Genomic DNA, 12,650 nt, shown 5'->3' on the forward strand with positions numbered 1-12,650 from the left:
ACAGGCCGATTAGTACAGCCTGTATTGATATAAATATATTGTTTATAAATCTAGTAACTCGAGGGCCCTGTGTGCAGATGCAATTGCACCTTCTTGCCAGCCACTCAAGTAAGTTGTGTGGTCACCGGCAAACACATATGGGCCATCGCAATGAGAAAACGCTTCAATGGGAAGGCGCGAAGACCAGCCGCCTTTAGAGTAAGGCGTGTTTTTCCAAGAACGCGATACGGGCGCATAGACATGATCTGAAGTGTCAGGATGGACAATTGACATTTGAGAGATAGTATCACTGATCCGTTGATATCCTGATAGCTCTGCAAATCTATCGCCTGCTGGACCTCCAAAAATATAGCCGCCAACTAAAATGCCCTGATCACTACCAAACTTTGCCGATGGGTACCAAATTTGAGCGTTGTCAGTATCTAACCAGCTTATCCCACCGAAAATCTGCTCGTTCGTTTCCCAAAAGCGCTTTGACTGAAACGCGATTTTACCGGCAGCAGAATATTGTGCTTGTTGTATTTCTTGTGAAATTTCATTAGAAAAGTCATGCTCAATATCTTGTAGTACTGTTAGTGGCAGGGTAACGATTACCTTTTCAGCTGTGATTGTTTTTATTCGCCCATGTTTATTTTCATAAGTGACTTCAGCGCCATCTGCTGAACGTTTGATTGCCAGTACTTTACTGTTATAGCGAATGTTACCCGGTAATCGACTAGTGAACCCCTTCACAATTTTATCCATGCCGCCTTTTGGTTGTAGCATGACAGACTGCTGGTGGAGTGATTGTTCAAAGTGAATACGGTTTTTCCATTTATCAATATATTGAAGTAGTTCTTCAAAATGAGTCGGTTCAATGCCCTGCTCTGGTGTGAATGTTCCACTATCTTGTGTTCCCCCTGCGCGGATAGACGACGTGAAGTTGAAATTGTCATCCAGTTCACCAAAGCTTTTGAGCATTTCTAACATATGTTGATTTTGGCTATGTGGAATGAGGTGAGAGGTGAGGTTTTGATCGATTGCTTTGGCCAAAGTTGATGCTATTAAACCTCGCTGACTTGCGTACACTTCTCGGGACTTTAAAGTGTGTGATGGACTGAAAGAAAAGTGAGTATTTCTATTGTCGTTAATTAAAGGCTCTAACGGGATAGAAAACTCGTGGCAATAAGATAGCACTCGCTTATGTTGTGCAGAGATACGAGCAGGGCCAACATTAAAGTATAAATTTCTATCGGCAGAAAAATCACAAATTGATGTACGGTCGAACTCTTCAATCACAGAGCCGTGGCGAATGGTTTCATTTCGACCTCCAGGCCTTGAACGAGCTTCTAGTATTTTGTATTTAATTCCTTGCTTTGCTAACTCATACGCGGCACAGAGCCCAGAAATACCAGCGCCAAGTATTAATATCTCCTCCTCTTGTTCCCTATGATTTTTCATAGAGTTACGCCATGCTTGAATATCTACAGGGGCGATTGATTGATCTGCCAATATACTGGGTGATACTGAGCCTAATAGTGTGGCAGCAGTCATTTTTTGTATGAAATCTCGTCTATCTTTATGCATTGGTTCGCGTCCTTGAATTGATTGATTTGTATCCAAAACATTAACAGATTAAGTTTTGTTGACAATTAGAATGATTTTTTTTCATTTCGGGAACGGTGAAGATAATTAGGGGAATACCTATTTTAGTTGCTCATATAGGTATTATTCGCCAGATGACGATATTAGGTCTAGAGTTGTAAAAATGCGAATTATAATTGAGTGTAAGCATGGGTATATCAACACGCCAAAAACAGTTAGTACAGCAGAGTTTTGCTAAGGTAGAACCGATAGCAGAGCAAGCTGCCGAAATATTCTATACAACACTATTTGAATACGATCCGTCACTCAAAGCATTATTTAAAAATAGCATTAAAAGCCAGGGACAAAAACTAATGGCTACGCTTAAAGTTGCGGTAAACTCCTTGGATGACTTAGATGCATTAGTACCTGTGCTTCATAAATTAGCAGAGCGCCATGTAGGCTATGGCGTAAGAGCAGAACATTTTACATATGTGGGGAATGCGTTGTTATACACCCTAAAAAAAGGGCTAGGTAATGAGTGGAACTCCGAATTACGTCAAGCTTGGATTGATGTATTCAGACTGGTTGCTACCGTGATGAAAGACCACGCATTTAGTACTAAACATTAAAATAAAAGGCGTATTTTTACTCACTTTATTAGGCGATTTATTTTGTTTTAATTGCTTTAAATAAAATAAAATTATTTTTCATAAATTTTTTTATCAGTATAAATATTCAATGTTATATGGCCCGCATTCATGTTATTTAAATTAAGGATACATTTTTACAACATGGAGAAAGGTTATGTTTAAACGAACTTGTATGGCGGTAATAACCGCTGCTGTTTTTGGAACGATCACTATGAGTGCGGGTGCTGCAGAGTCTTGCCCAAGGGTTGAAGGATTTTATTCTACTTGGGATTACCCTGCTGGTGGTGATTTGGATGTTAAAGATTTAGCGACAGACCAGCTTACGCATATTATTGTTGCTTTTGCTTACCCTCGCCCTGATGGCACGATGGATACGACACAGGCTGATAGATATATCGATGATATTGTCGAGCATGCTCATGCTAACAATACGGGTGTCATGTTATCTGTAGGTGGTGCTGGCGTTGATTTTCTATCTATGGATGCCGCTGCACGCAGTAACCTTGTGGATAACTTAGTTGCATATGCCGAGTTACATAAACTAGATGGTATTGATGTCGACTGGGAAGACTGGAGTACCTATAATCAGCCAAACCCGGTTGAGAGTGGATATCTTCTGGAGCTTGTTAAAGAGTTGAGAGAAAAGCTGCCATCGCACCTAGAAGTATCAGTTGATGTGCAAGCGGGTGGATGGTCAGGTATTAATTTCCATAAAGATTTGGACGACCATGCAGATATCATCCGTTTTATGGCGTATGACTATACAGGGGCATGGGGCGGCTCACCTAAAAACCACCATGCAGCTTGGGAATATATCCATGGCGGATTAGTGCACCCAGCAGAGTGGAGCCAAAGCATGATCACCAAGTATGATGTGGCTAAAACCAGCTTGGGTGTGCCGTTTTACAATAAATCATTCCCCTTGGTTAGTGGCCCTGTCAAAACGCTAACAGCACGAGAAGTCGTTGATACGATAGTCAAAGGTGAGGGCGTAGATTATAACCAAGGTTACTACGAACTTGATAACTACGTACACTTTTGGGAAACGCCTGAGTTATTAAAAACAAAAACTGATTTTGTTTCTGCAAATGGTTACCCAGGCATCTTTATTTGGGAGTTACACCAAGACTCAAGAGATGATGAATATAAGTTGTTAGATGTGATTGCTAAGGAGCTACCTAAGTGTCAGCCTTGTGCAGAGCAGTGGCAGCCGTACCCAAGTGTTTATAGCACAGGGGATGTAGTCAGCTTTGAAGGTAAAAACTGGCGTGTGAACGGTGGACCTTTACATGGTGTTGCGCCAGAAACCTTGGGTCATGCACATCGCTACACTGAACTTGGTGCATGTAAGAGCTATGTATTGAATAAATAAAAACGAGTGAAACCGTTTTGTTCATTGAGCCTATTAGCTGTGTGCTAAATGATGTATATCAGCTTAAAAAATAGGCTATTAATCAGGTTCAGAGTGACGGTGTTATTTGCAGTGCTGACACTTTGGGCTTGTCTTGGATCCTTATCAATCTTGATACCCAACTACGTCATTCTGAGCTTGCCTCAGAATCTATGTGTGCAAGTTAACATTCTAAAGTCAGATGATAACTAGACATAAAAAAAGCTCTGTGAAAACAGAGCTTTTTAAATTCAAACTAATTTGTATTAGTAAGTTGCACTGCCTTTAGTACGTGGGAATGCGATAACGTCACGTACGTTACCCATACCTGTTACGTAAGCAACTAGGCGCTCGAAACCTAGGCCGAAGCCCGAGTGTGGGACTGTACCGTATTTACGAAGGTCTCTATACCAGCTGTAATCTTCTTTATCTAAGCCCATTTCTTCAAGGCGAGCATCAAGTACGTCTAAACGCTCTTCACGCTGTGAACCACCGATGATTTCACCGATGCCAGGTGCAACAACATCCATTGCTGCAACTGTTTTACCGTCTTCGTTTTGACGCATGTAGAATGCTTTAATATCACGCGGGTAGTTTTTAATCACGACTGGCGCGTTGAAGTGCTCTTCAGCAAGGTAACGTTCGTGCTCTGACTGAAGGTCTACACCCCACTCAACGTCAAATTCAAACTTTTTACCAGACGCTTTCAAGATTTCGATGGCATCTGTGTAATCAACTTGAGCAAAGTCTTTATCTACAAAGCTCTCAAGACGAGAAATCGCCTCTTTGTTGATACGTTGAGCGAAGAACTCCATGTCGTCACGGCGCTCTTCTAATACGGCTTTAAACACATATTTAAGCATGCTTTCAGCAAGGTTTGCCACATCGTCTAAATCAGCAAATGCAACTTCAGGCTCAACCATCCAAAATTCTGCTAGGTGGCGAGACGTGTTTGAGTTTTCAGCACGGAATGTAGGGCCGAAGGTGTAGATTTTAGACATTGCACTTGCGTACGTCTCACCGTTTAACTGACCAGACACTGTTAGGAATGCTTCTTTACCGAAGAAATCTTCGTTGTAATCAACATCGCCTTTGTCAGTGCGAGGTAGGTTGTTCATGTCTAACGTAGATACGCGGAACATTTCACCTGCGCCTTCACAGTCACTCGCTGTGATGATTGGCGTGCTGATCCACATATAACCTTGCTCATGGAAGAATCTGTGGATTGCTTGTGATAAGCAGTTACGAACACGTGTCACCGCACCCATAACGTTAGTGCGCGGACGTAAATGTGCGTGCTCACGTAGATATTCAATAGAGTGGCGCTTTGCTGCCATTGGGTACGTATCTGGATTTTCTACCCAGCCTAATACCTCAACAGAGTTTGCTTGTAATTCAAAGCTCTGGCCTTTACCTTGAGATTCTACAAGTACACCTGTTACTGCAACAGAACAACCAGCAGTAAGACGAGTTACTTCTTCATAATTATTAAGCGAATTAGGTACTACTGCTTGAATAGGGTCGAAACAAGAACCGTCGTGGACGGCAAGGAATGAAATACCCGCTTTTGAATCGCGTCGTGTACGGATCCAGCCTTTGATTGTAACTTGGCTGTCTACCGCAACGGTGCCTGCTAGTAGCTCCGTTATCGCTATGTGGCTCATCTTTACTCCAAAATGATTTGTAAAAAGGGCTATATTGCCCAGCTAGTTTTTGTCTATATATGCTCATCAGGGCAAATTTCAATGCACTGAGCGCAAATTCTGCGGTGACTCGTTTTTTTAACGCAATTTGCTTGTTATGTTTGGAGTCACGTGATCGGTATCTTACCCCCGTTGGCTACATAAAAAAACTACCAAATGACCCAATTTTAAAAAAATTTGACTACAATGGCCAAAATTTGGCTGATCACTGTATTTGTGGCGGTATAGAGCACTGTGCGAAGGTCGATTTTTATGGCATTATAGCTTGGTTATTAATAAAAAAAGTCGGAATGAATTTTCATTAAATGAAACAAGCTTTTATTTTAAGAGGATTACCAGGATCTGGTAAAACACACTACGCGCAAACATTAGCCGACGAGCTGGTGGCTGGTGATCAATCACAATATACAATTTGCTCTACAGATGACTATTTTACAGACGAGCAGGGCAATTATGAGTTTAATAAGGCGAAGCTGCCGCAATATCACAACTTAAACATTGCGCGTTTTGTTAATGCGCTCGCTGAAGGTATCCCTTTGGTCATTTTAGACAATACGAATGTTAAAAAGTGGGAATTTATCGCATATGTGAGCGCAGCACATGCGATGGGCTATCAAGTAAAAGAAGTGATTGTTGGTGAAGTAAAAGATAAGTCACTACAACACTTGTATGCAAAACGCAACCGGCATGGTGTAGCGCTGAAAACCATCAGTAAAATGGCACATATGTTCGAATGGTAAAAAGCCGACTTTTAAGTCGGCTTTTTTATGTTTTACATCGCTTCGTATTCTTCTTGCCAGAAGAACTTTTCTTCACCAAATGCTGGCTTCAAGTCGTCTAGCCAATGCGCGTTTTCGTTAAACTCTGCAAAGAATGGACGCTGTACCCACTCAGGGTTACGTGCTTGAATAAAGCGTAGAACGAATACTTTTTCGCCATTGATTTCTGTTACACCAGAGATCTCGACTTTACCAGGGCCTGCACTCATTGATGGACCACGCACAGTACGGCTCACACCAGATACTTGCTTATAGGCATCTCGGAAAATTTCCCATGTTTTGTGCAGTGGTAATTCAAAGTAACGCTTTGCACCTGTATCACGCTCGATGAACATGTAATAAGGGATCATGCCCATTTGCGTTTGCTCTTTCCACATCTCAGCCCACATATTTGGATCTGTATTTAAGTGGTTAAGCAAAGGCGCTTGAGTTCTGATCTGTGCACCTGTTTTGCGAATAAGCTTAATTGCTTCTTTTGCAACATCAGTGCGAAGTTCTTGCTTATGGTTGACGTGTGCCATAAATGAAACATGTTTACCAGCGTCAACAAGTTCTTTAATCAGTGCTAATAAATCTTCTGCATCTGGGTCAGTGACGTATCTGAATGGCCAGAAAGTTAAAGACTTAGTACCGATACGAATAGTACGTATGTGGTCAAATCTTGGCTCTTTTAGTGCCTCAAGGTACTTACGTAGCTTAACAGTACGCATTACCATAGGATCGCCACCCGTCATCAGTAGATCTGTAACTTCAGTGTGCTCTTCTAGGTATCTGTGTAGCAACTCTTCATCGTTATTGTTGAAACGTGTCGCTTTACCAACGAACTGTGCCCAACGGAAACAGAAAGTACAATAAGAGTGGCAGTACTGACCTTGTGCAGGGAAGAATAAAACTGTTTCTTTGTACTTGTGTTGAACACCTTCAACGTTTTCGCCTTCAAAAGACGGTACGTTTTTGTCCATTTGGCCCGCCGGATGCGGGTTAAGCTTTTGTCTTAGCTTAGTTGCCAGTTCAAATACTTCTTCTGGCGTATGTTCACGCTTTAATAAAGCAGCCATTTCATCATATGACTCGTCATCAAGCATACCGCGCTGTGGGAATGTCAGCTGGAATACTGGGTCATTTGGAACCTTATCCCAATCAATCAATTCGTCGATAACGTAATTATTTACACGGAATGGGAATACGTTCGCAACGACTTTCATTTGAAAGCGCAGGTGCTCAGGCAGCTTATCAAGCTGTTCGATCTTATCAATTTGACGGTGTTGATACACAGTAAAGCGAGGTGGCTGATAGGCCTCTGCCGGCTGCAATTGGACGGATTGTTGCATACTTACTACTTCTCGGCTTGCTAGATTTTAAAAAAGAGGCGTATTGTAGCAAAAAGCTGAAGTAAATTCAGGTACAAATCGCTAAAGGTCCTGAAAAAATGATAGTTTTCATCGTATGTGGTTGGATTATATACAGACTTGTGTGAGAAATAATCACTGCGGGATAAAAGATGTCAGCTCATATGTGTGAATAAGCTGACATCCTATGGTTCTAGTAAGCTTTTTGCTCAATCGCTTGATAGATACCGTCGATTAACTGAGCAATGTCTTCATTAGAAGTAATGTAAGGAGGCATAATGTATATGAGTTTGCCAAATGGGCGGATCCATAATCCTTTTTCGATAAAGAACTTTTGAATTTTTGCTACGTCGACCACATCAAGTAGTTCAACTACCCCAATGGCACCGAGTGTTCTGACTCCTTTGACTGCTTCGAGTGACTCACAGCGATGTAAGTCTTGCATTGCGATATTAAGACGGGTGACATTACCATGCCAATCCGTTTCTTCTAGTAATTCAATGCTCGCAACTGCCGTTGCGCAAGCTAGTGGGTTACCCATAAAGGTTGGGCCGTGCATCAGTACTTTTGCTTCACCTTGGCTTATCCCCAGCGCGACCTTGTCTGTGGTCAAGGTGGCTGATAACGTCATACATCCGCCTGTTAATGCTTTGCCGATACACAAAATATCAGGTGCGATGTCAGCATGTTCGCAAGCGAACATTTTACCGGTACGACCGAAGCCAGTGGCAATTTCGTCGAGTATTAACAGCACATTGTACTTGTCGCAAAGCTCGCGGAGCTTTTTAAGATATTCGACATTGTAAAAGTTCATGCCGCCCGCGTTTTGCACAATTGGCTCAATGATGAAGGCAGCAAGCTCATTGTGGTGCTGTTTAAATGTATTTTCTAAGGCGACTAGTTCAGCGTCGTTTTGCTCTTCGCCAAACTTGGACTGTGGTGCATCAACAAAAATATGCTCAGGTAAAAAGCCTTGATACATGCTGTGCATCGAGTTGACAGGATCACAGACACTCATGGCAGCAAAGGTATCACCATGGTAGCCTTTTTTGGCAGTCATTAATTTGTTTTTAGAGTGATGGCCTTGGCTCAGCCAATATTGCAAAGCCATTTTAATGGCCACCTCAACACTCACAGAGCCACTGTCTGCCAAAAATACCCTTTGCAGGGGCTCAGGTGTGATCTCAACGAGCTTTTTACATAAGTTGACTGCAGGCGCATGAGTAATGCCGCCGAACATCACATGACTCATTTGGCTGGCTTGATCTGTCATTGCTTTAACAAGTTTTGGGTGATTGTAACCATGCAGGGCGCTCCACCAAGAGGCCATACCATCTATCAGAGACTCACCCGTTTCTAGAAATATGCGGTTTTTATCTGTATGTGTCACTGGATAAACAGGCAGCGGATCGATCATTGACGTATAGGGATGCCAGATGTGGGCTTTGTCAAAATTCAGATCGATTGGTTGATTTTCGTTCATTTGTAAACCTTGTTTGCTCATCACTCGTTGACAATACTAAAGCAAGAAGTAGACTAAGCCAATCACCGTCAAATTATCTGGCGAAAAAAACCAGAAAAAGAAGAGATTAAGTTATGGAATATGGCATCGTTCGTCACGATTGGAAACACGCAGAAGTAAAAGCATTGTTTGAAATGCCTTTTAACGACTTACTATTTTATGCTGCGAGCGTACATCGCAAAAACTTCAAACAAAATGAAGTCCAAATCTCTACTCTTCTGTCGATTAAAACAGGCGCATGTCCAGAAGATTGTAAATACTGTCCGCAGTCAGGTCACTATAAAACAGACCTAGAAAGAGAACGACTGATGGAAGTTGAAAAGGTTGTTAACCAAGCAAAATTGGCAAAAGAAAAGGGCGCAACGCGTTTTTGTATGGGTGCTGCTTGGTCAGATCCAAAAGACAGAGACATGCCATACATTGAAAAAATGGTTAAAGAAGTTAGCGCACTTGGTCTAGAAACATGCATGACACTAGGTAAGCTAGATAATCAAAAAGCACATGCTTTAAAAGACGCCGGTCTTGATTATTACAATCATAACCTAGATACCTCACCTGAATATTACGAGCAGATCATCACAACACGTACTTACGCAGACCGACTAAATACCATTGACCACGTACGCGATGCAGGCATGAAGGTTTGTTCTGGCGGTATCGTGGGTATGGGTGAGCAGGCTGCAGACCGTTATGGTCTATTAATGCAGTTAGCAAACTTACCAAAGCAACCAGAAAGTGTGCCAATTAACATGTTGGTTAAAGTAGCGGGTACGCCGCTTGAAGATGTGGATGATTTAGATCATTTTGAGTTCATCCGTACTATTGCTGTGGCACGTATCATGATGCCAGAGAGCTATGTACGTTTATCAGCAGGTCGTACTGCGATGAATGAGCAAATGCAGTCAATGTGTTTCTTTGCTGGTGCAAACTCGATTTTCTATGGTGATAAGCTATTAACTACGGAAAACCCTGAAGCAGATGCAGATATGAACCTACTTAAAAAGCTAGGTATGAAGCCTGAGACGCGTGAAGACTACTCAGATGAAGCGTATGAAGCGTCTCTTAACTCTGCAATTGCAGACAAAGCAACGTCAGAGTTATTCTACGAAGCAAAATAAATGGCGTTTGAATTTATAGATCAAGCGCTAGAAGACAAAGCACGTGACGCGCTGCAGCGTCGCCGTACCTGCATAGATAAAGTGTCTGCTCGTCATATCCAAGTTGATGGGCAGCAATACTTAAACTTTGCCAGTAATGATTATTTAGCGCTTGGAGATCAAGCTATTTCTGGTGACTTCGTTGCTGGCAGTAAAAGCTCAGCTTTGGTCACTGGATATCAGCGCACCCACCGATTGTTAGAGGCCAAATTGTGTGAGCTGCTCGGCTACGAGCGAGCCATGCTATTTGCCAGTGGCTTTGGCGCTAATTTTAGTGTGCTCAGCACTTTATTTCATGATAATAAAGCTGGTCAAGACAGCGCTATGTTTCAAGACAAGCTCAATCATGCCAGCCTCATCGATGGTGGGCTGAACAGCAGCGCCAAGTTAGTCAGGTTTAATCACAACGACATGGGTCATTTGCGTGCGCGTTTGGAAAAAACACGTGTCCAAAACAAGCTTATTGTCAGTGAAGGTATTTTCTCAATGGATGGCGATGGTGCGCCGTTGCATGAGCTGAAGTCTTTGGCTGATACCCACAGCGCTTGGTTGATGATTGATGATGCCCATAGTTTCGGGGTATGCGGTGAAAACGGTTTAGGCTCTGTTGAGTCCGGTGTGAGGCCTGATATTTTAGTGATCACATTTGGTAAGGCCATGGGATGTCAAGGCGCCGCTGTGCTCTCAAGTAAACGAGTGATTGATTACATGGTACAGTTTAACCGTGAATATACCTACTCAACGGCCATGTCGCCCGCTTTAGCTGAGATTGCCTCGACGCAGTTATCAAGGTTATGTGACAGCGGTAGTGCTCGTGAGGCACTCCATCGCCATATTACGCACTTTAAAGCGCTTTGTAGTGATGCGGGTATTCCAGTGCAGGCATCAAATAGTGCGATTCAGCCGATTGTATTGGGCGATGCGCAAAGCACGTTAAATGCGCAGCAAAGCCTTGCACAAAAAGGTATTTGGCTGACTGCAATTAGGCCGCCAACGGTGCCACACAATACGGCGAGATTACGTGTAACACTGACCGCAGCGCACCAGCAAGCTGACATCGAATACTTGGTTGAATGCCTCAAGGAGGTAATATGAGTGCGATGTTAAAACTGAATATTGCAGATAAGTTTTCACGCGCGTCTGCTCAATACATTAAGCACGCTAATGTACAACAGCGCTCAGCCGAAATCCTGTTTGCCGGTTTAAACCGTCGCTACAACACCATGTTGGACTTGGGGGCGGGGCCAATGCAACATCATGGCGTATTGTCTCAAAAGTGCGATACGTTAGTGGCATTGGATTTGAGCGAAGGCATGCTAAAACAAGGTCCAGAGTCTGCCATGAAAGTGTGTGCGGATATGGATGCACTGCCTTTACAAGCTCAGTCTGTTGAGTGTGTGTTTAGTAATTTTGCGATGCAGTGGAGCAGTGATTTACCAACATTATTTAAGCGTTTGAATACCGTGTTAAAGGTTGGTGGCAGTGCGCATTTATCCATTGTTATTGATGGCTCTTTACGTGAAATTGCTAAAGCTTGGCAGGGCGTAGATGGTCATTGCCATGTAAACCAATTCACACGATTTGAAGACATACAGCAGATTGCAAGGCAAGCAGGGTTTTCGATCAGGTCGATGAGTAAACGTTGTTTGGTTGATATTTACAACACCCCACGCGAGGCCCTTAAGTCGGTAAAAAGCATAGGTGCAAACCAGTTAAATAATACAGATACGCGCCGTGGTTTAGTGGGTAAAGAAAGTTATCAGGCCTTGTTAAAAGCCTATCCACTCGTCGATGGCTTTGCCCATGTTAGTTACGAAGTGGCATTTTTGGAGTTAACAAAATAATGAGTCAGTTTTTTATTACCGGTACGGATACTGAAGTTGGCAAAACCTATGTCACAAGCTTGCTGCTGAAGTATCTTGTCTCAAAAAAGAAAAAGGCCCTTGGTTTTAAACCCATTGCTGCCGGTGCAGAAGAGGCGTTTGGCGAGCTGGTCAACGAAGATGCTTTAACTTTAATGGAAGCGGCCAATGTGCACGGCACATATGAGCAAATTAACCCGTTTTGCTTTGCGCCGCCAATAGCACCGCATATTGCCGCAAGTCGCGTTGATGTACATATTTCAAAGCAGGATTTGACCAACAAACTGGCTGATGTGTCTACGCTAGGTGCTGAGTTTACCATGGTGGAAGGCGCAGGTGGTTGGGCACTACCAATCAATGATACAGACTTTTTATCCACTTGGGTTGCAGAGCAAAACCTACCCGTTATCCTTGTGGTTGGTATGAAGTTAGGTTGCCTAAACCATGCTTTTTTAACGGCCCAAGCCATTGAGGCGTCAGGGGCAAAATGTGTTGGCTGGATTGCCAATCAAATTGACCCAAATATGGCAGAGTATGACGCGAACCTAGAGACGTTAAAGCAACGCCTTGATTTTCCGCTTTTGGCTGTCACGCCTTATTCTGAAGAAAAAGCCAAGATGCAAGTGCACTCAGCGCTAAATAGCTTACTTGGTGTGTAATACTTACATTAAA

11 protein-coding genes are annotated in these 12,650 nt (G+C 42.9%); 7 read left to right on the top strand and 4 right to left on the bottom strand.

Going from position 1 to position 12,650, the window contains the following annotated elements; translation table 11 throughout:
• Positions 1-42 precede the first annotated feature (42 nt).
• Complete coding sequence (locus L1077_RS08465; RefSeq protein ID WP_237136437.1) at positions 43-1,566, bottom strand: flavin monoamine oxidase family protein; 1,524 nt, start codon at positions 1,564-1,566, stop codon at positions 43-45.
• A 206-nt stretch (positions 1,567-1,772) separates the two neighbouring features.
• Here L1077_RS08465 and L1077_RS08470 point away from each other — a divergent pair, with 206 nt between their 5' ends.
• Both L1077_RS08470 and L1077_RS08475 read left to right on the top strand, forming a co-directional pair.
• The gene (locus L1077_RS08470; protein WP_237136438.1) at positions 1,773-2,195 is read left to right on the top strand and encodes a globin family protein; all 423 of its coding nucleotides are present in this window, start codon (positions 1,773-1,775) and stop codon (positions 2,193-2,195) included.
• Positions 2,196-2,370: 175 nt separating this feature from the next.
• Entirely contained in the window at positions 2,371-3,588 is a 1,218-nt protein-coding gene (locus L1077_RS08475) for a glycoside hydrolase family 18 protein (protein ID WP_237136439.1), read from the top strand.
• A 284-nt stretch (positions 3,589-3,872) separates the two neighbouring features.
• Here L1077_RS08475 and asnS read toward each other — a convergent pair whose 3' ends face one another.
• Positions 3,873-5,270 (bottom strand): asparagine--tRNA ligase, encoded by a 1,398-nt coding sequence (gene asnS, locus L1077_RS08480; RefSeq protein ID WP_063359842.1) that lies wholly within the window; start codon positions 5,268-5,270, stop codon positions 3,873-3,875.
• A gap of 344 nt (positions 5,271-5,614) precedes the next feature.
• Here asnS and L1077_RS08485 point away from each other — a divergent pair, with 344 nt between their 5' ends.
• On the top strand, positions 5,615-6,049 hold the full coding sequence (locus L1077_RS08485) for an ATP-binding protein (RefSeq protein ID WP_237136440.1): 435 nt from the start codon (positions 5,615-5,617) through the stop codon (positions 6,047-6,049).
• A gap of 32 nt (positions 6,050-6,081) precedes the next feature.
• Here the strand turns inward: L1077_RS08485 and L1077_RS08490 are convergent, their stop codons facing one another.
• Both L1077_RS08490 and bioA read right to left on the bottom strand, forming a co-directional pair.
• Positions 6,082-7,419: a KamA family radical SAM protein gene (locus L1077_RS08490; RefSeq protein ID WP_063359839.1), complete on the bottom strand. Its 1,338-nt coding sequence runs from the start codon at positions 7,417-7,419 to the stop codon at positions 6,082-6,084.
• A 211-nt stretch (positions 7,420-7,630) separates the two neighbouring features.
• Positions 7,631-8,920, bottom strand: coding sequence for an adenosylmethionine--8-amino-7-oxononanoate transaminase (gene bioA, locus L1077_RS08495; protein WP_237136441.1), 1,290 nt, complete (start codon positions 8,918-8,920; stop codon positions 7,631-7,633).
• Positions 8,921-9,033: 113 nt separating this feature from the next.
• On the opposite strand from bioA, the gene bioB reads away from it, so the two are divergent.
• From bioB to bioD, 4 genes are read left to right on the top strand one after another with little or no spacing between them, the layout of a single operon-like run.
• The gene (gene bioB / locus L1077_RS08500; RefSeq protein ID WP_039608952.1) at positions 9,034-10,077 is read left to right on the top strand and encodes a biotin synthase BioB; all 1,044 of its coding nucleotides are present in this window, start codon (positions 9,034-9,036) and stop codon (positions 10,075-10,077) included.
• Positions 10,078-11,211, top strand: a complete 1,134-nt coding sequence (locus L1077_RS08505) for an aminotransferase class I/II-fold pyridoxal phosphate-dependent enzyme (RefSeq protein ID WP_237136442.1) — start codon at positions 10,078-10,080, stop codon at positions 11,209-11,211.
• Entirely contained in the window at positions 11,208-11,960 is a 753-nt protein-coding gene (locus L1077_RS08510) for a methyltransferase domain-containing protein (protein WP_237136443.1), read from the top strand. Before L1077_RS08505 ends, L1077_RS08510 begins: the two co-directional genes overlap by 4 nt.
• Positions 11,960-12,637 (top strand): dethiobiotin synthase, encoded by a 678-nt coding sequence (gene bioD / locus L1077_RS08515; protein WP_023401731.1) that lies wholly within the window; start codon positions 11,960-11,962, stop codon positions 12,635-12,637. Before L1077_RS08510 ends, bioD begins: the two co-directional genes overlap by 1 nt.
• Positions 12,638-12,650: the final 13 nt, after the last annotated feature.

The sequence above is a fragment of the Pseudoalteromonas luteoviolacea genome, from assembly GCF_021654285.1.
Classification (GTDB): Bacteria; Pseudomonadota; Gammaproteobacteria; order Enterobacterales; family Alteromonadaceae; genus Pseudoalteromonas; species Pseudoalteromonas luteoviolacea_J.